At 39.3% G+C, this 22,123-nt stretch carries 19 protein-coding genes; 9 read left to right on the plus strand and 10 right to left on the minus strand.

Features of this window, described 5'->3' with window-relative positions:
- The first annotated feature begins 150 nt into the window (after nucleotides 1-150).
- Nucleotides 151-1,611: a CHAD domain-containing protein gene (locus tag E0H94_RS06795; protein ID WP_131325710.1), complete on the plus strand. Its 1,461-nt coding sequence runs from the start codon at nucleotides 151-153 to the stop codon at nucleotides 1,609-1,611.
- 7 nt (nucleotides 1,612-1,618) lie between these two features.
- Here the strand turns inward: E0H94_RS06795 and E0H94_RS06800 are convergent, their stop codons facing one another.
- On the minus strand, nucleotides 1,619-2,251 hold the full coding sequence (locus E0H94_RS06800; RefSeq protein ID WP_116762578.1) for a hypothetical protein: 633 nt from the start codon (nucleotides 2,249-2,251) through the stop codon (nucleotides 1,619-1,621).
- Nucleotides 2,252-2,360: 109 nt separating this feature from the next.
- Between E0H94_RS06800 and E0H94_RS06805 the strand changes: the two genes are divergently transcribed.
- Nucleotides 2,361-2,750 carry a DUF3144 domain-containing protein gene (locus E0H94_RS06805; RefSeq protein WP_116762576.1) on the plus strand — a complete coding sequence of 130 codons (390 nt, stop codon included), beginning with the start codon at nucleotides 2,361-2,363 and terminating at the stop codon, nucleotides 2,748-2,750.
- 52 nt (nucleotides 2,751-2,802) lie between these two features.
- Here E0H94_RS06805 and E0H94_RS06810 read toward each other — a convergent pair whose 3' ends face one another.
- The 4 genes from E0H94_RS06810 to E0H94_RS06825 form a co-directional block, all read right to left on the minus strand.
- Nucleotides 2,803-3,114 (minus strand): hypothetical protein, encoded by a 312-nt coding sequence (locus E0H94_RS06810; protein ID WP_131325711.1) that lies wholly within the window; start codon nucleotides 3,112-3,114, stop codon nucleotides 2,803-2,805.
- A gap of 162 nt (nucleotides 3,115-3,276) precedes the next feature.
- Entirely contained in the window at nucleotides 3,277-6,042 is a 2,766-nt protein-coding gene (locus tag E0H94_RS06815; protein WP_131325712.1) for a M16 family metallopeptidase, read from the minus strand.
- Nucleotides 6,043-6,171: 129 nt separating this feature from the next.
- Entirely contained in the window at nucleotides 6,172-6,996 is an 825-nt protein-coding gene (locus E0H94_RS06820; protein ID WP_131325713.1) for a PhzF family phenazine biosynthesis protein, read from the minus strand.
- 156 nt (nucleotides 6,997-7,152) lie between these two features.
- Nucleotides 7,153-8,541 (minus strand): L-cystine transporter, encoded by a 1,389-nt coding sequence (locus tag E0H94_RS06825; protein ID WP_131325714.1) that lies wholly within the window; start codon nucleotides 8,539-8,541, stop codon nucleotides 7,153-7,155.
- A 124-nt stretch (nucleotides 8,542-8,665) separates the two neighbouring features.
- Between E0H94_RS06825 and E0H94_RS06830 the strand changes: the two genes are divergently transcribed.
- Nucleotides 8,666-9,316, plus strand: coding sequence for a flavin reductase family protein (locus tag E0H94_RS06830; protein ID WP_227548563.1), 651 nt, complete (start codon nucleotides 8,666-8,668; stop codon nucleotides 9,314-9,316).
- Nucleotides 9,317-9,407: 91 nt separating this feature from the next.
- Nucleotides 9,408-10,607: a YbfB/YjiJ family MFS transporter gene (locus E0H94_RS06835; RefSeq protein WP_205679291.1), complete on the plus strand. Its 1,200-nt coding sequence runs from the start codon at nucleotides 9,408-9,410 to the stop codon at nucleotides 10,605-10,607.
- Between the two features lie 185 nt (nucleotides 10,608-10,792).
- On the opposite strand, the gene E0H94_RS06840 is transcribed toward E0H94_RS06835, so the two are convergent.
- Nucleotides 10,793-11,299, minus strand: coding sequence for a M23 family metallopeptidase (locus tag E0H94_RS06840; protein ID WP_413773008.1), 507 nt, complete (start codon nucleotides 11,297-11,299; stop codon nucleotides 10,793-10,795).
- A gap of 433 nt (nucleotides 11,300-11,732) precedes the next feature.
- On the minus strand, nucleotides 11,733-12,212 hold the full coding sequence (locus tag E0H94_RS06845) for a hemerythrin domain-containing protein (protein ID WP_131325849.1): 480 nt from the start codon (nucleotides 12,210-12,212) through the stop codon (nucleotides 11,733-11,735).
- 750 nt (nucleotides 12,213-12,962) lie between these two features.
- On the opposite strand from E0H94_RS06845, the gene E0H94_RS06850 reads away from it, so the two are divergent.
- From E0H94_RS06850 to E0H94_RS06860, 3 genes are all read left to right on the plus strand, one after another.
- Entirely contained in the window at nucleotides 12,963-14,099 is a 1,137-nt protein-coding gene (locus E0H94_RS06850) for a catalase family protein (protein ID WP_131325716.1), read from the plus strand.
- Nucleotides 14,100-14,140: 41 nt separating this feature from the next.
- On the plus strand, nucleotides 14,141-14,497 hold the full coding sequence (locus E0H94_RS06855) for a hypothetical protein (protein WP_131325717.1): 357 nt from the start codon (nucleotides 14,141-14,143) through the stop codon (nucleotides 14,495-14,497).
- Nucleotides 14,498-14,778: 281 nt separating this feature from the next.
- Nucleotides 14,779-15,570 (plus strand): pseudouridine synthase, encoded by a 792-nt coding sequence (locus tag E0H94_RS06860; RefSeq protein WP_131263704.1) that lies wholly within the window; start codon nucleotides 14,779-14,781, stop codon nucleotides 15,568-15,570.
- Between the two features lie 46 nt (nucleotides 15,571-15,616).
- Here E0H94_RS06860 and E0H94_RS18650 read toward each other — a convergent pair whose 3' ends face one another.
- Both E0H94_RS18650 and E0H94_RS06870 read right to left on the minus strand, forming a co-directional pair.
- The gene (locus tag E0H94_RS18650) at nucleotides 15,617-16,279 is read right to left on the minus strand and encodes a hypothetical protein (RefSeq protein WP_131325718.1); all 663 of its coding nucleotides are present in this window, start codon (nucleotides 16,277-16,279) and stop codon (nucleotides 15,617-15,619) included.
- 373 nt (nucleotides 16,280-16,652) lie between these two features.
- Nucleotides 16,653-18,884 carry an NADP-dependent isocitrate dehydrogenase gene (locus E0H94_RS06870; RefSeq protein WP_131325719.1) on the minus strand — a complete coding sequence of 744 codons (2,232 nt, stop codon included), beginning with the start codon at nucleotides 18,882-18,884 and terminating at the stop codon, nucleotides 16,653-16,655.
- Nucleotides 18,885-19,348: 464 nt separating this feature from the next.
- Here E0H94_RS06870 and paaI point away from each other — a divergent pair, with 464 nt between their 5' ends.
- Both paaI and uraH read left to right on the plus strand, forming a co-directional pair.
- Nucleotides 19,349-19,762, plus strand: coding sequence for a hydroxyphenylacetyl-CoA thioesterase PaaI (gene paaI, locus E0H94_RS06875; RefSeq protein WP_131325720.1), 414 nt, complete (start codon nucleotides 19,349-19,351; stop codon nucleotides 19,760-19,762).
- A 126-nt stretch (nucleotides 19,763-19,888) separates the two neighbouring features.
- The gene (gene uraH, locus E0H94_RS06880; protein WP_131325721.1) at nucleotides 19,889-20,287 is read left to right on the plus strand and encodes a hydroxyisourate hydrolase; all 399 of its coding nucleotides are present in this window, start codon (nucleotides 19,889-19,891) and stop codon (nucleotides 20,285-20,287) included.
- An 84-nt stretch (nucleotides 20,288-20,371) separates the two neighbouring features.
- On the opposite strand, the gene E0H94_RS06885 is transcribed toward uraH, so the two are convergent.
- Nucleotides 20,372-22,075, minus strand: coding sequence for a M61 family metallopeptidase (locus E0H94_RS06885; protein ID WP_131325722.1), 1,704 nt, complete (start codon nucleotides 22,073-22,075; stop codon nucleotides 20,372-20,374).
- Between the last annotated feature and the right edge of the window lie 48 nt (nucleotides 22,076-22,123).

Below are 22,123 nucleotides of genomic sequence, written 5' to 3' on the forward strand. Positions count from 1 at the left end.
ATCCACAAATTCAGTTTGTGGATGTACTTCATTGCTACATCTAGAAATAGACAAATTACATTTTTACTGGACTTCTTCAGTCACTTTAGCCAAGATATAAATTTAGCGCCATTAAAATAATTTTAAAAACTCCAGTGCGAGGGCTAGAACATGTCAGAAATCGAACTCAAATTTCAAATTCCAGATGCTTTTCAGGACATGATTTATCAAGATTTCTGCGCCTCTAAAGTCTATAAGCAACGTTTGCTCGCCCATTATTACGACACCGAAGATTTTCAATTGGCACAGCAATCCATTGCCCTTCGATTACGTTTAGAGCAAAGTCACTGGATTCAAACCCTAAAATACAAAACCGAGCAACATATTGAGCGTTTTGAGTTTGAATCTGACTTGGGCAAAAAAAAGCAGCCCAAACTTAATTTAGACGTGTATCAAGACCATTTTGATGAACTTCCCACCTTATTAACCACTCCTGATGCTGCTCAGAACTTTCAAATTAAATTTTCTACCGATGTAGAGCGTGTCTCCAAAATACTGTTGTTTAATCAATCTGAAATTGAAGTTTGTCTGGACATTGGTCATTTGGTTTTTAAAAATGAAAAATTAAGAATATTTGAACTTGAATTTGAACTGGTACAAGGCACCATTCATGACTTAATTCGTTGTATAGAACCATGGATGAATAAATACCAGCTTTGGTTGGATACTCGCAGTAAATCGCAGCGGGGCGATTTGCATCTACAACAACAGGATGTGTTATTACCACAGTATGCTGAACCGATTCTTTTAGATCAGGAAATGACAACCAATAGTGCCGTACAGATCATCTTAAATAACACCTTTAAACATTTTTTGCCGAATGCCACTGCCCTTGCTAGCGGCTCATATAATAGCGAACATGTCCATCAAGCACGTGTCGCAATACGACGCATGCGGAGTGCTTTAAAAAGTTATGCTCACTTGGTGCATAATATCTCGCCACACTGGGCAGCACAGCTCCGTATCATCTTTCAGTCTTTAGGTCATGCACGAGATACCGATGCCATTCGTGAAACCCTATTACCGCAATTACAACAAGCAGGTTGCTCAGATTTAGATATTCCAAATGCTGAGAATTATCACAATCAAATCATGTGGATTTTTCAATCCGTAGAGACCAATCAATTGATATTGGAACTTATGGACTACATGACTTCTGAACCGAACCTTAAAAATAAAAAGGAAAAACCATTTATAAAATATGCTGAGAAAATCTTAAAGAAAACCCATCAGCAGATTGCGCATGATATTGGTCATTTTTCTCAGCTAGAAGATGAAGAAAAACACATGCTACGTAAACGCTTTAAACATTTACGTTACAACATTGAATTTGTGCGTAGCTTATACCGTAAAAAAGCCGTGAAACACTATTTAACAGCCATTAAACCCATTCAAGAGCTTTTAGGGCAATATAATGACCTCTTGGTTGCCGAGCAATTCTTTCATGAATTGCCCGAAAATGAAGAGATAACATGTGCTATACACTGGCTTAAACAACAGGAAAAACAACAACTCAAACACGTCGATAAACAACTGAAAGCATTTCAAAAAATTAAACCGTTTTGGGCATAAAACTGGCTTAGCGATATTTTCCAAAAACCTTCCACACCTCATTGTCGGCCAGTGGATCACTATAACTGTCGCTACGTTGCTTACGTGGCTTATCCCGTGCATCGACCAATTTAAAGTGTTCTTCGGTGCTTAATACAATACCATTCACATAAAATCGGGTACGCGTATATTCACTTTGCCCATGCTGAAATACATAGGTTCTTAAATCAATAAACTCACGGTGCGCGACCAATGCTGCTTGTTCATCGCTATTCAACCAAGCTTGCATTACAGCGACTTGCTCGGCAGAAAATTCACCGCATTTATCTAATAAACTGGCAATTCCTCTAAAAGTTTTGGACTCTTTAGCCCGAGTTTTATTAATTCGAATTCGGTCTACATGAAAATAAAATAACGGCAAATTGAGATGACTGGGTAAATGAATGGCATCAACCACTTCATCACTTAAAAAAGGTTGGCTCAACAGTTGCGCCCGCTCAATTAAATCTTGCCATTGCTGATAATAGTGTGCGACATCTTCTGCCGAACCATAATAAATGGGTAATCCTTCGACATTTGCCAAAGTTTGTGGTGGCCAAATTTGTTGGCGCAACAGTGAAATATCGTGTTTAAGATTTTGAATTGCAATAGCATCTGACATAACGCGTTCCATTTTTATAATGCTTAGGCTATTTTTAGATTAAGTCAAAGGTTTTGTTTCTGCAAGGCTTTGCCTATAATGCAGAATGAAATTTTAGCTAGGAACAGTCATGGTTCAAAAGATTGACGCTACCGATGTTACCGAAGAAGAAGCTTTGAATGCTGCTTTTTTTGAACGTGCAGATGAATTTATTAAACATGCCAATGAATTTTGTCGCCCAGCCAAAGGACAGCAAGTCAAACCCAATGAAATTCGTGGTCAAGTGAGTGCTTCTATGCTGTTTGCAACAGCACGTTTCAATACTTGGGTTGCAGCGAATAATTTTAAAGATGGCAATGAAATGCGTGACGCTAAAGAACAAGTGATGTCTTATGTCATGCAACAATTCCAAATGATGTTAGAAGATAATTATGACGAATACTGTGAACAGTTCGAGAACTATTTACGTTTCCGCCATAACGAGGAATTCCATGCCAACAAGCATGATCATGACCATTAATTAATGACAAAATAAAAAAGCCCTCAGCTTAGACTCAGGGCTTTTTTATTGCTTAAACTTTACGATCCCAAACGATCTTTTTTATTACGTTATCGACCATGGTGACGGTGTAATAGGCATTCCCCACCAAATAAACATAATCTGATGCGGTAAACTGTTTCTCCCCTTCTTCCCACGCGTAATTCCGCACCGAGATTGGGGGGTGCTGCATATTTTGCACCAGATGAATATAGCTATCGCCAAGGGACACCAATTGCCCATTTTCAGCACGAATGACACGCGTCTCAGTGGCTGCTGTAGCGCAAGCAGTACCAATTGCAAATACAAAAAGAAGATAGCCAGAAATTTTTAGAATTTTCTTCATCTAGATAGACTCAATCAAAATGATGTTTTCGTTATTAAGAAGTAATATAAAATTTTGTTTATTTTTTACCATCTGTTTAATTTAACTGCAAGTTATAAAATAAAAAGCCACAAGATTGTGACTTTTTATTAAAACATTCAAGATGCTTAGAACTCAGAAAAACTAAGGCTTAGCCTGCCCATATTGGTCTGCCATCACTTCAAGCAATTGATCAAGATGAATGTATTTTTTAATGGCTTGGTCTACATCTGCTTTGGTCAAGTTGGCAATCGCTTGATCACGTTTTTTACGGAACAATAAATCGCGATTTCGTTCTAATTGCGAAGTCAGCATCTGATGAATATTGCGTTCATCTTCCAAAGCCGTAACTCGGTTTTTCAGAATATCGGCTTTAGCTGCTTCTAACTCTTGTTCTGTGACACCATGATCTAGCAATTCTTGTAAAACTTTATGCACTGATTGAGACACTTGCTCAGCTTTACCTGCGGTGTAATTAGCACTAATACTCAATGCACCTGAATTGACCCAATCATCCAATTGAATTTCACTGCCAAAGCCATACACCAAAGCATTCTTCTCACGTAATTCCTGTGCTAAACGTGAAGACAGTTGAGAATCTCCAAGAATGTAACTAAAGACCAGCATCGCTGGAGCATCAGGGTGATCCTCACCGAGAGGGAAAGTCAGTAAGCTTTGATAACTGCCAAATTCTCGTTGCTCTGACAGCACATGCTGCTTCTGTGCTTTATACGGCGTATATTCAGAAGTGAGCTGCGCATAAGTTTGAGACCCTTTCCAGTTGCCAAACTGTTTTTTTATCGTGCGCAACATTTTCTTGGCATTGAACTCGCCTGTAATCGCAATTTGCGCGTTATTCATGGCAAAAAATTGCTGATAAAGTTGCTTCACTTGCTCATTGGTAGAAGCTTGAAATTGCTTTTTGGCATATTCAGGCTCAAAGTGATAGCGCAAATCCCCTTGCGGATAGATTTCAATTAAACGTGCAATGGTCAGCGCAGCAACGGTTTCAGGTTCCGTGTATGGGCGGTTTAAGCTCGATAATGTTTGCGACTTGATTAAATCAAACTGTGACTGCTCAAACTTCGGATTCTTCATGACTTCGACAATGTAATTAAAGAAGTCTTCAAATTTTTCTTTTTTCGCCACAATTTGAATGGTCATACCGTTGCCGTTGGACGATGCTGTTGCAGAACCACCTGCATCAATCGATTTATCGGCAATATCTTGCAGACTGTACTTATCCGAAGCACGGAGCAATAAATAAGAAGTGAAATCAATAGTTTCACTTTTGTTCATCAAACTTTGGGCTGTACCGAACTCAACATTAATGGTGGCATAGGTTTTATTGTCTCGGGTGGCAACAGGATAAAGTGCGTATTTCATCCCATTTTTAAATTCACCACGTTGAATAGTCTTCTCGTTCTTTTCCAAATATTGTTGTGAGCTTGCAACATATTGCGTTACTTCTTGTTGATACACACTCGCATCTTTTAGCGGCTCTGGTGCTTGAACCTGTTGGTCTAAAGTTTTACTTGGTGCTTTTGCCTGCTGCTGTTGCATGGCTTTTTTCTGATCTTCAGGAGTCGGTTGAATATCACCAGTAATACGATGCTCTTTCACCAAGAACTGGTTTAAGGTCTGATTTACCTCATTCAAACTGAGGTTCTGAATATTATTTAAATCCAGATAATATTGATCCCAACGCCCCTGACTCGCTACAAAATAATCCGCCAGACGTGAACCTAATGCGGCCGAATTACTTTGAATGCTGTCGGCCTGATTTTGAATGAGACTTTTCACCCGCTTTAATTCAGTTTCATTAAAGGCTTGGGTCTTTTCTACGCCTTGATCCAGTGCCTGATCGACTTGTTCGGCATTATGATTTGGTGCATACATTGCCCCCATAAACACCAAATTAAAATCACGATCTAACCATGTGGTTGCCTGCACCATAGTACTGGTGCCTGTTTCTACCATGCTTTGATACAAATGACCACTCGGCTGCATGGTATACAACAATGGAGACAAAGCTAAAGCGGGTTTGATCTGTTCATTTTTTCCATTCAAGTAAATATTGAATTTGGCTAAATCACTGCCCTTTGCCACAGTAAATTCACGCTGTTTAATTTTACTTGCATCAAGCTGCGGTACTTGAACCTGAGCAGGAGTCTGACGTGCTGGAATTGCGCTAAACTGTTGATCAATCTGTTTCAACACTTGCGCCTTGTCGAATTTACCTGCAATCACCATTGCTGCATTATTGGGTGCATACCACGTGCGATAGAACTGGTTCAGTTCATTCATTTTGATGGACTGCAATTCTTTTAAATCGCCAATTGGTAAACGTCCTAAATACTGGTTTCCATAAGCCGATTTCCACATCTGATCCATTAATACGGCAAAAGGCTGATCCAAACGGACTTCTCGTTCACGTTTCACAATGGCAATTTCAGAAGGAACAAACTTCTCTTGCAGCACCAATTTATCCATCCGCTCGGCTTCTAAATGTAAAATTTCATTTAAAGCAGTTTGCTCGGGACGGACAACATTTATATAACGGGTCGAATAATAGTCAGTACTGGCATTGGTCATTAAAGTGTATTGATCCAGTCTGCGCTGAAATTCTTCCCCTTTGACATTTTGTGTTCCCTTAAAGGCAAGATGTTCTAACAAATGTGCTAGCCCCCCTTTACCTTGCGGATCATTTAACGAACCTGTCAGATATATGGTGCTCATATAGACTTTATTTTCTTTATCGTTCGGTGCCAAAATCACCCGAAAACCATTATCTAATTTATATTCTTCAATTTGATGATCTGATTTGACCAAAACAGGCTGTGCCCAAGCAGCCGAACTTAAACCAACAAAAAACAGAGAGAAAGTAAGTTTTTTCAACCGCATTAACATGTTAATTCCAATATATTCATTCATATAAATATTTTATAAGCTGACTATCTTACGGAATCGAAAATGGTATTTATAGTGAAGTTTTGCAAAGCAACCCTCAGTTTTGAGTGTTGCTTTGTTCAAATATAATTAATCTAAGAACAACTCAGCCTGCATATAGAGTTTGCCATAACCTGAAATTTCAATGCGTTCCTGATCTAGAATTTTGCAATACAACTCGCCACCACGTGTAGAGGCTTGATACGCAATCAACTCTGTTTTGTTTAATCGTTCTGCCCACAATGGCGCAATCGCAGTATGAATTGAACCTGTGACAGGGTCTTCATTGATGCCTATTGCAGGGGCAAAATAGCGGGATACACAATCATATTCTGCATTTGAAGCAGTAATCGCGACATCTATACTTGAACTATGTGCGGTAATCGCGGTACGTAAAGCACCCAATTGCTTTAACAGCTCTAAGTTCGGTTGCTCATCCAAAACATCTTGCACAGTTTCATACTCAACAATAAAAGCCTGTTGATTCAGATAAACATTTTTAAATGGCTTACTCAGTGCCTGTGTTAAAAGTTCAGGATAATCTTCTACTTTTTCTGCACGGCGGATTGGGAAATTCATACAAATTTTGCCATCGTCCGCCTGACTCACAACAAAAACACCCAATTTTTTCACATGAAAATGAATGGTTTTGGCTGGAGTAAAATCTTTAAATAGCACAAAACTGCTGGCTAAAGTTGCATGCCCGCAAAAATCAACTTCCGCGGTAGGTGTAAACCAACGAATTTCAAAATGCTCGGCATCAATCTTTTTTACAAATGCAGTTTCAGACAGGTTATTTTCCAAAGCAATATTTTGCATGAGTGCTTCATCTAACCATTGTTCAGTCACAATCACTGCCGCAGGATTCCCCTTAAATAATGCATTGCTAAAAGCATCGACTTGATACATTTTCATGATTTGTCTCCATTGTTTCATTATGATTATGCCGTTACAGTCAAAAAAGAACAGATACAAATTTATTTGATTTATGGGTACAGTTGTTGCACCACGCAAAAAAGAAAGCCAATATTCGAAAATATTGACTTTCTTATTTATGACGTAACAGCGAAATTAATTCTCGGTTAAATCGACATTTTCTTGTGCAAAAATAGCTTGATCGGTCTGCCCTAAAACTTGACTGGTGACCATACCCGCTGTCATAGAACCATTCACATTCAAAGCTGTACGTCCCATATCAATCAAAGGTTCAATCGAAATCAGTAGCGCCACTAAAGTCACGGGTAATCCCAACATCGGCAACACAATTAAGGCAGCAAAGGTTGCACCACCACCTACGCCTGCAACACCGACAGAACTGAGCGTTACGACACAGACCAAAGTCAGAATCCAGATAGGATCTAATGGGTTAATCCCAACGGTTGGTGCTACCATCACCGCCAACATGGCAGGATATAAACCCGCACAACCATTTTGACCAATGGTTGTCCCAAAAGAGGCCGAGAAACTGGCAATCGACTCAGGCACACCTAAACGACGCGTTTGTGCCTCAATATTTAGTGGAATACTGGCTGCACTAGAACGGCTGGTAAATGCAAAAGTCAGTACAGGCCAAACCTTTTTAAAGAATTGAACTGGATTGACACCTGTAAATAACAAAATGAGTGCATGCACAGCAAACATGATGCCCAGACCAATATAAGATGCGACAAGGAAGCCACCCAAATTTAGAATGTCTGCCAATTTTGAATTCGCCACAATATTGGTCATTAAGGCAAATACACCATACGGGGTTAAGATCATAATTAAGCGGACTAATTTCATCACCCATGCTTGCATAATTTCAATCGCAGCAAGCAGTTTTTGCCCTTTCTCTGCATCTGCCTTAATTAAGTTTAAACCTGCAATACCCAAAAACACCGCAAATATCACCACACTAATAATTGAGGTTGGATGCGCGCCCGTCAGCTCAGCAAAAGGATTGGTGGGAATAAAAGATAGAAACAGATCTGGAACTTGTAAATTCGTCACTTGCCCCACATAGTCGGTCTGAATGGCATTCAGACGTTCAGTTTCTTGTGCCCCCTGAACCAAGCCTGCTGCAGTCAAACCAAAAGCATTGGTCACCACCACACCGACAAAAGCCGCAATCGCCGTTGTAACCAAAAGCGTGCCTATACTAATGAAACTGATTTTGCCAAGAGAACCTGCATCATGCAGCTTAATCACCGCACCTAAAATGGAAACGAAGACCAACGGCATGACCACCATTTGCAGCAGTTTGACATAGCCTTTACCGACCAAGTTAAACCATTGCACCGACTCTTGCAGCACTGTTGAGCCTGTGCCATACACCAAATGCAAAAGCAAACCGAACACTACCCCCAAGCAGAGACCAGCAAGCACCTTTTTGGCAAGGCTCCAATTGGTATGACGTGTCCGACTTAATAAGAACAGCAATACCACAAACAGAATGACATTGATGATTAAGGGCATATTCATGTTTTTTCCCTAAATAATGTAATCCCTATTATAAATCAAAATTCAATTCGACTTTTGGCTTTACCTGTACAGACTCACCAAGTGTTCAAATTTAGACTACTCCTGCAACAATCGGAGTTATGATATGTCCAAGAAAATAATGTTATTGAATCTAAATATGGCTGAACTGTTAAATCCACACATTCAACCTGTCGAACTGGCAAAAGCGTATCGTTTACTCAATCATGGTCCAACCGTCTTGGTGTCTGCACAACACGAGCAAAATGCCAATGTGATGACGGCAGCTTGGGCATGTGCGCTAGAGTTGGTTCCAGCCAAAGTATCTGTCGTACTGGATAAAAGCACCAAAACCCGAAAATTAATTGAACAATCGGGTTATTTTGCCTTACAAGTTCCGACGTTGAAGCAAATTGAGTTAGTACAAGCCTTAGGTTCAATCAGTCAGTTTAATGATCCAGCTAAACTTGAGCATTGTCATACTCCACTTTTTCAATTTGAGGGTTTTGACTTACCTGTGGTGGAAGGCTGTGCAGCTTGGTTGATATGCGAACTTATACCCGAGCCGCATAATCAGCAAGCGCATGATCTATTTATAGGAAAAGTGGTTGCAGCCTATGCAGATGATCGCGTGTTTCGTGATGGACATTGGTATTACCATGAAGCTGACCCATCGTGGAAAAGTGTGCACCATGTTGCAGGAGGCCATTACTACACCATTGGTGATGCGGTAGATGCCAACAAAAGTAAGCCGTTAATCTTCCCCAACTTTGAATGATGCTCGACTAAAGGTGAAACGTCAGCAATTGTTTTTCTAAATTTTTCACCTTATAGTTCAAGTGTATTTTTTAAACAATTAGTCAAATTTTATGAACAGGACGTTCTCAAATACCCTCAAACTCAGCGCATTTCTTTGTTTAAGTATGTGTTTAGGCATCGGTATTTTGCGTTTTTCCTATACGGCCTTATTGCCTTCAACCCGCGAAGCCTATGAATGGAGTCATAACTTTGCCAGTATTTTAGGCAGCTCCAACCTTTTAGGCTATTTGATCGGTGCCTATTGGGCTATGAAAATCCCGCAAAATCCTAAAATGCCCATCTATATCATTAGCGCTGCTTTTGTGGGTTCGATGAGTCTATTTGCCTGTGCCTTTTCCAGTTTTTCAGAAACTTGGTATTTAACATGGCGCTTTATTTCAGGCATCAGTGGTGGCTTACTGATGATTCTGTCTCCAAGTGTGGTCGCTCAATGTAGCGATTTACAGCATCGCTTTAAAATCAACTTTATTGGTTTTAGTGGTATCGGTTTAGGAGTTTTATGTGCCACGCTGTTTATGACCTACCTCGACCGAATTGCAATTTCAAGTGCATGGTTAATCTTGTGTGCCTTCGCTTTTGCTATGAGTACACTACTTTGGTTTCTGGTACGTCCATTTCAAGCTCAACTACACGCTATTCCAGCAACACAGTCCCAATCAGATCAAGTCAGTTTCATTTACTACAGCTTATTAATTGCTTATGCCTGTAGCGCGTTTGCCTATATTCCCCATTCTTTATTCTGGATTGACTACTTGAGTCATGTATTGGTCTTGAATTTATTCTGGATTAATTTCAATTGGATTCTATATGGTCTAGGCAGTGCTTTAGGGGCGTATAGCGCATATGTCTTGGCGCGCCGGCTCGGGAATTTTGCCGCACTGAAAATGCTATACAGCGTCTATATCTTTGCAGTTTTAATTGCCGTACTTAGCTTCTCGCCTATTTTTACCTTTATATCTTCATTCCTCACAGGTTTACTTAATCCTGCTGTGGTTTTCCTGACTTCATACACCATTTTACAATTGTATGGTCTGGCATATAAAAAATTATGGAGTATGGCAACGCTCAGTTTTGCTACCATTCAACTGATTGGCGGTATTAGCTTTAGTACTTTGCAGCATTTTGGCGTGTCCTATCATCAGCAATTTAGCATAGCCTCAGCAGTACTATTGCTCGGCACCTTACAACTGTTTTGGTTTACTCGCACGCATAAAAAAGCCAGCCAAAACAGTAAAGCAATGACCGATTAATCATGCAAATATTTTATTCCAAACTTTCAAAATCGGTTGTATTGAGAATAATTGGACATTCTAAAGAAATTGGGTAATCGTCAAAAATAGGACAATGTTGTTTTTTTCAATATGTCCTAAAACCTATTTTTTGTGCTTCATGTAATCTGAGCAATCATCTTCTTGACCTGACACACCATATGCCTTTACAAACTCTGCTTATGGCTTAACAATGGATAAGGATTCACAACCCCTTGCCCAGTAAAATAAATCCCATAATGTAAATGTGGTGGTGTATTTTTCGCATTGCCCGTGTTGCCCACAAAACCCAGTACTGCCCCTTGCTCCACCCAATCGCCCACTTCTAAATGTGGAGCATAAGCCTCTAAATGCGCATAATAATGCCGACTTAAATCTGGGCCAATTACCCACACAACTTTGCCACCTAAGCTATCTAAACCAACTTTTGCAACGATGCCTTGCGTTGTACTCAGTACTTCAGTTCCTCGTTTAGCAAAGATATCGATACCTTCATGTTTACGATTCTGACCTCTTGCAGCACCCCATGTATCATTTATTTGTTTTGAGGTAATGCCTTTAACAGGCATAGGTAATTGCGTCGAGAGATTTTGACAAGCCAATTGAAACTGCAGAATAGGATATTTCCAACCCGTCGACTCACCTGAAACAGGCGGTTTACATGCCAGTAACATCCAACTAAGAGGTAGCAATATCGCGAAAGTTTTAATGCTTCGGTATTGAGGTTTCATTCTAATAATGTGAGCTTTTTAAATTGACTCAATTCTAATGATGAGCACTACAATTCCCAATGGTGTTTTGGTTATCTTATCAATTACCTAGAATTTCAAATAGCGGCTAAAATAACTTTATGATGAGATCAAACTTTACGCTCAATTTATCAAACATAATTTTCGAGCAAAAAAAAGCCTACTTATGAGTCAAGTAGGCTTTAAAAATTTAAAACAAGTCAGGGAACTATCAGCTTTAAATCTTGTGCTAATACTGCCAAAACTGAGAACTATTTACAATACTTTGGTTAAAGATATATTTAAAATATTTGTTAAAAGATCCTTTTTTTTAAATTAATTTTCATGTAGAGCCAATTTATACCAATCCATTCCCACATCAACGGGTTAGACTATCTTTTTCCTTGCTCAAATATTTATTATATTCTTTCAAATACTGCTCAGCCAATTGCATTTTTTGCTGTTCAGCTAAAATTTTGCCTGCTTGTTGAAAAAAGCCATGTTCCTCTTCCTTTAAATGATGGTGGACTTTTTCAGATAATTTTTTTGCAATTACTAACCAACTCGGATGGCTAAACTCAGTTTCGCTCAATTGCTCTAACCACTCATCCATCTCGTGATGTTCTGCCAAGGCATGACGGGTGATGTTAAGACCTGAATCAGTCATCATCAGTGGAATATAAAGATATCTATCTTCTGCGACTGAATGTGCAAACAATTCATTTTTTAATTCATTGAATAATTCATGTCTTTCTTCGGTGTCTCCTGAAGTCTGAATTAATTGTTCAGATAATATTCTTTGTTTGTCGTGACTTTGTCTTAATGCTTCAAAATTGTTGTATTTGTCATTGGGGCTAATCCTCAAAATTCACTTTATGGATATGCACCTACTATGAACATGTCACAAAATATGGTCTGTTCACAAACTGTTTTATTTTTAAGCGCAATGCATTACCATTTTTTTCAAATTGTGTTTTTACTCCCATTCATTGTTAATGTAAAAGAATCCAATAATCCTAGCTGCAACTACAGCTTAATTTGCTAAATGTTCAGGCTTTTTTGCAGACAACAAATTAAAAAAGAATAAGTCGCTCACCCTGTATTTAAAGCGATTGCACAAGAAGATTTCGCACCTTTATCAAAAAGGAACTGGGTGATCGCCCCTTAAAACTAAAGTGTATAAAATGCTAGTTATATTAAACTAAATCAAAAAAAGCCTCATGACTCTAGAACCAGAGCCTTAACTGAATAAAATAATCTTCACTGCTAAATGGAATGGATATTATCTGATCTTAAAGCATATATGATTCAGATTTTTAATAAAAATTTTATAATTGACTCAATAATTTACTTTTTCTCATTAGCTCACACATTTATAATTTTTATCAATTGAGGGACATAAACATCACCGAATATCGTTCAAACTCTTATCAAATTTTCACCACTTTTTCATAGAATCACCATTAAGATTTTCAATAGAAAGCCGATAAATAAAAAATGCCACAGAGATTATCATTATTCGATATATTAAATAAGTCTGAATCATTTTCCATCATCAGGCTAAAAATCTAAGAATTAAAAATAACAACTTTAAGCAAGGAGGCAATCCATGCCTAATTTCAAAAGACCTCAGCTCTTAGGTCTAATTTTTCACGCTATATTGCTCACAGGTGTTACTACTGCCCTACATGCAAATACTCCACCTGTAGGACTGAATACCCCTAAAGCGCTTGTTTATCCTAATATCGATCTCAGTTTAAGTGAAAGTCTTTATCCAAATGAGGTCGCCACGGCCAAGCAAATTGCAGACATCATTGAAATGTCCATCCGCAAACAATATGCCACAGATATCGCGCTACGTGATGCACACCCTAAAGCACATGGTTGCGTACGCGCAGAATTTAAGATAAATGAAACATTGCCTCAAAACCTGATTCAAGGTGTTTTCATTCCAGGGAAAACTTATCAAGCATGGATTCGTTTTTCTAATGGATCAAGTAATGCTAAACAGGCGGATATTAAAAAAGATGCACGCGGCATGGCAATCAAACTTTTAGCCGTGCCAGGGAAAAATCTTTCAGATGAGGCCTCTTCCACGCAAGATTTTATTATGATCAATCACCCTGTCTTTTTTGCCAATGACCCCGCTCATTATCTGTCATTCATGCAAGATATCAATAGTGATAAATTTCTAAAAAAACTGCATATCCCTTTTGCATTAGGGGCTAAAGGAACTTGGATTGCCTTAAACACTAGAAATAAAATTTCAAATCCATTACAAACGAGATACTGGTCTATGGTGCCCTATCAATTGGGATTAGGTAGCAATCGCCAAGCGGTAAAATATTCTGCTCGAGCGTGTTCGAGCGTTATCAGCCCTATTCCAGCTAAACCTCAACAGAACTTCTTAAGAGATGCACTCCGTACGAGTTTGCAAGCAAGTGATGCGTGCATGGAGTTTTTAGTCCAACCTCGAACATCCAACTCAATGTCCGTCGAAGACTCTATGACAGAATGGAAAGAAGACCAAGCCCCTTTCTACAAGGTGGCAACGATTCGTATTCCTCAGCAAGTATTTGATACCCCAGAACAAAATAAATTTTGTGAAAACCTCTCCTTTACGCCATGGCATGCATTAGCTGAACACAAACCCCTTGGCGCTATAAACCGAATGCGCAAAGTCATCTATGAGCAGATTAGTCGCGTCCGACATGAAATGAATTCGACTGAAAGATTCGAACCCTGATAGCAATCAAAATAAATGAAGGAACCCTATGCTTTAACGCAATGGTCAGTAAATTTCTGTGTCTAAAGAAGAAGTCCGTATGGGCATGGAACCTCTTCCAGAATATATTGAGTTACAGCATCAAAAAACTGTATGAAGGATGTATACAACTTAAGTATCTGCTGCATGTTGATCAGTCTAACGCCATAACCTGCGCCACTCACATTGCCATGATGGAAGAAATCATCAACCCTGTCTTTGATGTGTACTGCACTGCATTTTCAGCGATTGCTGGCTATGAAAATGGTTCGACTTTTGCAGATGTCTGTCTCCCTATCCGTTCGTATTTCAAAGGAGATGAATCTCACTGGTTGAATACTCTTGAGCGCGATATTTCAGCATGCGATGAGTTTATTTAACCTCAGACATAAACGTCGTGCTGAATTAGATCCATTCCTTAATCTAATAAAGGTACATAAAATCAGATATTCGACGAATACTTGCAGGGTTCAAAGCAAAGAGAGTTACACATCATATGTAAAGAATAAAATTGAGGAGCACAAGCCGAAATCTGATATAGTAGCCCCAATATAGTGGGCTTTTTCTTTACCCTTCCCGACCCACTCCCACTTATACGGGTAACTAAACGGGTAATTCAAACAAGTCCAAACAAATTTTTTAAATTTTCTAGTAGGTTAAAGTGAAAATAGTCATTCTTAACAAGCCTTATGATGTGCTGTCGCAGTTTCGTAAAGACGAAGCACACATGACGATGTCTGATTTTATAGACGATTCGACTTTGCGTTTGGCTGGTCGTCTTGATATGGACTCTGAAGGCTTAGTTTTTTTAACTGACCACGGTGGTTTAAATCAATACATTACCAACCCTGCAAACAAAAAGTACAAAACTTATTTAGTACAGCTTGATGGCGATGTAACCGAAGAAGCATTAGAGCAACTTCGCAAAGGTGTTGAATTAAAAGATGGCATGACCTTACCTGCCAAAGCATCTAAGGTTGAACAACCTGAGTGGTTATGGGATCGTGATCCTCCTGTACGTTTCCGTGCATCTGTCCCTACATCTTGGGCCGAAATTTCAATTTGCGAAGGTCGTAACCGTCAAGTCCGTCGTATGACTGCTGCTGTAGGTTTTCCAACTTTACGTTTAATTCGTACTCGAATTGGTGCAATTGATTTGGTTCAAATGGGTTTACAACCGGGTGAAACTAAAGAAATTGAGCCACTTTTATACCCTGACTTTCAAAACATTCCTGCTGAAGAACCTTACCGTTCGCGTTCTTATGTGAAAAAACCAGGTGGTACAGGTGGTAAACCTATGGTTCGTAAGAATAAAGATGGTTCAGTGAAAAAGACTTCAGGTACTAAACGTATCTGGCAAATGGATGAAAGTGAGAAACCAAAGCGTAAAACCAATGGCACAACTCGTCCAAATACCAAAGCACCTCGTGGTCGTGGACGTAATGGTCGTTAAGAGTTGATTGTTTTAAAGCCCACGTCAGTGGGCTTTATTTAATAAATTAGTCTCGCTTATAAACGAGACATACTTCTTCACGATCTAATTCTTCTAATTCAGTTTGCATATATATTTCATAGTTATATTTTTCATATACTGCATATAAATTCTCAAAATCAATCACAATTTCAGCAAGCATAGTTTGTTGCGTATTATTAATATCTAAATCAAGTTCATATAGATTTAATTTTACTTCCACAGTTTCTTTTTCAGCAATTTGATCTACATAAAATATGGCTTTTTTCATATTGTTTCGAATATAAAGCGCATTAGCTACTCCACCTAAATTTGTCAGATTAAACTTCACTTCAACCAGGAAGTCACTGCCATCAGGATGAGAAAAATATGTGAATCCACTATCTCTAATCACAAATATTGGCTTAACCGCTTTGTTGAGGGCAGAAAACTGCTGCTTTTGAATAGTGGCTAATTCTTTTTGCTGCTTTACGCTTTCCTGCATCTCATTAATTTGGAGCTGAAGCGCACACTCTTGTTGTTCTAATGCTCTCGTATTTTGATCTAACTGCTTACCTTGCTGTATATAACCTAAAATCAACCAAAAGAAAGCAATGGGTGCAAATATTCCTGCAAGAAAATCACCCAATTCATTTAATGTTGCAAGTAAGTGATAGCCATAACTTTGACTAAATAAATCCCCGAAAACCAAATAAACGTAACTGAAACTCCGAAGATCAAACTTTTCTTATTCATTTTTCTTAAATCTCATAAAATATTCTGATACACAACAATGTCATCTACTGCCATTCGAAGTAGGAAGCATACAATATTTATTATTTCGGCGAAGTATTAATCAAAAATGTCATTTGACAAGTTCATTATATGACAATGGTTTTGGCTAAACAAAAGTAGCTCATACCGAAGGTTAAGCACAGAATGTAATATCTAATGATTAGCTACAATGCGGCAAATAATAAGGCAAAGGTTCAATTTCTAAGGTTTGGAATATAAACAAAGAAAAAGCCGATGCATTCGCATCGGCTTTTTTTCACATCATCGGCTAAAAACCGATTTTGCTAAACTTAAACTGTTGCAAGCGCCGCGTTTAAAGTTTCACTTGGACGCATTACAGCATTTACTTTCGCTGGATCTACTGCGTAGTAACCACCGATATCCGCAGCTTTACCTTGAACAGCAGAAAGCTCCGCAATGATTTTGTCTTCATTTTCAGCAAGTGCTTTTGCAAGTGGAGCAAACTTCGCTTTCAACTCAGCATCTTCATCCTGAGCAGCCAAAGCTTCAGCCCAGAACTTCGCTAAGTAGAAATGGCTACCACGGTTGTCCAACTCACCTGTACGGCGTGATGGAGACTTATCATTGTCAAGTAACTGACCCGTTGCTTGGTCTAGAGTTTTCGCAAGAAGTTTTGCTTGAGCATTGTTTTCTTTAATGCCTAGCTCTTCTAAAGAAACCGCTAATGCAAGGAACTCACCTAAAGAATCCCAACGTAAGTGGTTTTCTTCAACAAGCTGTTGTACGTGTTTAGGCGCTGAACCACCCGCACCAGTTTCGTACATACCACCGCCCGCCATTAACGGCACGATAGACAACATTTTCGCTGAAGTACCCAATTCCATAATTGGGAACAGGTCAGTCAAGTAGTCACGTAAGATGTTACCTGTTACAGAAATCGTATCTAGGCCACGCGCTACACGTTCAAGTGTATAACGCATTGCACGTACTTGTGACATGATTTGAATATCAAGACCAGTTGTATCGTGGTCTTTCAAGTACTTTTGTACTTTCTTGATAAGTTCATTTTCATGTGGGCGGTACGGGTCAAGCCAGAAGATTGCAGGCATACCAGAGTTACGTGCACGTGTTACTGCAAGTTTCACCCAGTCACGAATCGGTGCATCTTTTACCTGACACATACGCCAGATATCACCTTCTTCTACATTCTGTGACATCAACACTTCGCCAGTTTCTAGGTCAGTGATGTTTGCAACACCTGCTTCAGAAATTTCGAAAGTTTTGTCGTGCGAACCGTATTCTTCAGCTTTTTGCGCCATCAAACCAACGTTAGGCACAGTACCCATCGTACGTGGATCGAAGTTACCATTCCACTTACAGAAATTGATCATTTCTTGATAGATACGCGCAAAAGTTGACTCAGGCATTACTGCTTTACAGTCATAAGGTTTGCCGTCAGCGCCCCACATTTTACCGCCACCACGGATCATTGCAGGCATTGAAGCATCTACAATTACATCGTTTGGTGAATGGAAGTTTGTGATGCCTTTCGCCGAATCAACCATTGCAAGTGCAGGACGGTGTTCCTGGCAAGCGTGTAAGTCTTCAATGATTTCTTCACGTAAAGATGTCGGTAAAGTTGCGATCTTCTCGTAAAGACCAGCCATACCGTTGTTTACGTTAATGCCTAGCTCATCGAACAATTTACCGTGTTTTTCAAAAGCATCTTTGTAGTAAATTTTCACACAGTGACCAAAAACGATCGGGTGCGAAACTTTCATCATGGTTGCTTTTACGTGTAAAGAGAACAAAATGCCTGCTTCTTTGCAATCATCAAGTTCTTTTTCATAGAAATCGCAAAGCGCTTTCTTGCTCATAAACATTGAGTCAATGATTTCACCATCTAGAAGCGCAACTTTTGGCTTAAGCACAATAGTTTCACCAGACTTAGTGATCAATTCCATTTTCACGTTACGCGCGCGATCAAGCGTCATCGATTTTTCACCATGATAGAAGTCACCTTCTTCCATGTGTGAAACGTGAGTTTGTGACCATTGCTTCCACTCGCTCATAGAGTGCGGGTGTTTCTTAGCGTAATTCTTTACTGCAGCAGGTGCACGACGGTCAGAGTTACCTTCACGTAAGACAGGGTTTACAGCTGAACCTAAGCACTTACCATAACGTGCTTTAATCGCTTTCTCATCTTCAGTGGTTGGATTTTCAGGATAGTCAGGAATCGCATAGCCTTTTGATTGAAGCTCTTTGATACATGCTATTAACTGAGCAACAGATGCACTGATATTTGGAAGTTTGATGATGTTTGTGTCAGGATCTTGTGTAAGACGACCTAGTTCTGCAAGATTGTCTGGCACTTTTTGCTCTTCTTTTAGGCATTCAGAGAATTCTGCAAGAACACGTGCGGCAACAGAGATATCCGTTTTAACGATCTCTACACCAGCAGATTTAGTAAAGGTCTCAATGATCGGCAGTAGCGAATAAGTCGCCAACAATGGCGCCTCATCAGTCAGTGTGTAAATGATGTTTGACTTTCCACCAGCCATATATAGCCCCTTGTGTTAAATTGAGTTTTGAGAACCAGACTTTTGGCCCAGCCCTACGAACCGATTGCTTAAATAAACCCTGAGAGTATCGGCCTTCAACGCTTATCAGTCAACGATATATCTTGTGATAACGACATTTCGTTAGAAAATACCCAACAGATTATGTGGTTTTTTTAAACATTTTTAAAGTCAATCATTTACATATAGAACAAAATATCGCCTGCACTATTTATTCTTCTCGTTATTCTTTCAAATCGCTAATGTTCATATGCAATCCAATATATGGCGATGCGATAACCAATTCATCTTCAATTAGGAGCTATTTCCTCCTGCATCTTGAATATTTGTTGAACTTTCAAATTTCTCATTTTTATGAAAACAACTTGATCAGGCTCTATGATAATGCTAATTATGATTCAGATTTAATAAAAATTAAGAAATACCATATCAAAAAAGGATGAAACATGGATACTGTAAAAGGACATACATTATTTAACAATGATCAGGTTATGCAAGATATTGGTGCCCGCTTGATCGACTACAAAGACTGCTATGCCAAAGTTGAACTTTTGGTCGAAAAGCGACATACCCAAGGACATGGTACTTGTCATGGCGGAATTATCTTCACTTTAGCAGATGGTGCTTTTGCCGTAGCTTGCAATACAGGTGATTATCCTGCCGTTGGACAGCACTGCAATATCAGCTACATTAAACCTGGACGGATTGGTGATGTACTGACTGCGACAGCAGAGTTACGCTCTCAAGCAGGTCGTTCCGAATTCTATGACATTCAGGTGGTGAACCAAAAGCAAGAAACTATTGCAGAGTTTAGAGGTGTGTCACGTATGCTCGTTCCTACGCAAAAAGAACAGCTCTAGCGAGGTGACTATCAAAACTCTATGACCACCACCCTTGGGTAATGCTGAATTATGGTTACATAATGAAATGTTGGTTTCTGATTGATTGTTTAAACTCAATCTTTTTTAAGCTTTAGGAACAGTCAGATGGTTAAATATTTCTTGCCACTTGTTGGACTTGGTCTCTCTTCTTTCTGCTTTGCACAAAATCCTTTAAGTGTGCATGTACTCAATTTGGACAATGGTTTACCGTCTGCAAATGTGAAAGTCGTGCTAGAAACGCAGCAAAACAATCAATGGGTCGAGATCAATTCAGGTACGACCAACGAACAAGGTCGAATTACTGAGCTTTATCCCAAGGACATAGCTTTACAGAAAGGTATCTATAAAGTTACCTTCAAAACAGGTGACTGGTTCCGTCAAAAGAACCAACGCTCATTCTTTCCCGAGGTTCCCGTGGTATTTGTGATTGATGGCTCACTTGAGCATTACCACATTCCACTGCTGATTAGCCCTTATGGCTATTCAACCTATCGTGGCAACTGATGCTTCGAAATAGGTTTGCTGAATTCAATATAAAAAACGATGCAGTAAAGCATCGTTTTTATAACTCGATTTAAACCCGACAGCTTAAGCTTTTAGCCAAGTATCTACTTTTGCCTGATCTTCCACTTTAAATTCCACAGTGGTTAAGCCAATTTCGCCACCTTGAACTTCAAATTGCATCAACTCATCACGACGGAATGCAAAGATAGTGAACGTCTCTTTACGTTTCGCATATTGCGCTAAAAGCTTTTCACTGGCTTTTAAGCCATCAATTGCAAGAATAACATCATTGGCAGAAAGACCTGCTTTCGCAGCAGCACCATCACGGCGAGTTTGCTGAATCAATACACCCTCTGGCTTGTCTACAACTTTCATGCCAAATGGCAAAGACTTGTCATTTTTTAAACTGTAGCTTAAGCCAAACTCTGGGAATAATTGATCAAGCGGCAATTCATCGACGGTATTGATTAAATGGTTAATCTGTTCAATCCAATTGTCACCTGTCAGCTCATTACACAGTTCAACAATCGTACGCTCGTGTACCTGTACACCCTTTTGCGCATTTTCATATAGTTTGCGCATCAAGGCATCCAAGCTTGAACCACGTAAACGCAGACCTAAATCCAAACACAATGCGACTAAACAACCTTTGTTGTAATAGCTGGTACCTGCGTTATTCGAGTTTTCATCCTGACGATAGAATTTCACCCACGCATCAAAACTGGATTCCGCGACACTTTGCACGTTACGACCTGGGTTCTGTAAATAACGATCAATCTGGGTTTTTAATAACTTTAAGTAAGATTCTTGTGATACCACGCCACTGCGTAGCAAAATCAAATCATCATAATATGAAGTAAAGCCTTCAAACACCCAAAGTAAAGTGGTGTAGCTTTCTTTGTTCAGGTCATAATTAACCAAATTTTCAGGACGAATAAACTTGACCAACCACGAATGGAAATATTCATGGCTGCATAAGCCTAAAAAGCGCTGATAATCTTCCGAAGGTTCTACAGGCTCATCAACTTTCGGCAAATCACTGCGTGGTGTAATTAAACTGGTGCTGTTTGGATGTTCTAATCCACCATAGCTATTGCCCGTTGCCATAGTCATAAAGGTATAGTTGGCAAACGGCGCCGAACCAAACATTTTAATTTCAGTGGCACAGATTTTTTCGATGTCTTGCTGCATACGCTCGGCATTCATGGCATGTTGCCCTGAAACCACAAATTCATGCGCTATGCCTTCAGCATTGAAACTAAAACGAGTTTGTTCAGCCAATTCAAACGGCGCATCAATCAGTTCTGCATAGTTTTTGGCTTTTAAGGTATAACGACCTTTGACCAAGCTTTTAGATACCAAACCTGTTGCCAATTGGAAATGTTTTAATTCATCAGGCAAGAACAGTTCAACTTCAATTTCTTTTTCTTCCTGACCATCTAAACCTAAACAGGCGCATGCAGGATTGACATATAAACGGTTCTGATCGACATATGCACCACGTACGGACAAGTCATAGGCATACACATCATATTCAACTGTAATAAATTCGTGATCCGTGTTAAACAAGCGCCATTTATTCTTTTCAAATTTCTGAATGTTTAGAATGCGCCCCGATTCATCATACGCGCGCACAGATTCAATGTGTTTAGAAAACTCACGAATCAAGTAGCTACCAGGAATCCATGTTGGGAGAGAAAGGATTTGAGTTGGGTTTGCCAAAAAACGCAGTGTGACATGTACAAGATGCTGACGATAATCGTCAAATTCGATTTGATAATGCAACATAATAGGCAGTTCAAAATAAAATAATTAATCTTAGCAGCTAGCTTAGCA

It is taken from the genome of Acinetobacter sp. ANC 4173 (assembly GCF_004331255.1).
Taxonomy (GTDB): domain Bacteria; phylum Pseudomonadota; class Gammaproteobacteria; order Pseudomonadales; family Moraxellaceae; genus Acinetobacter.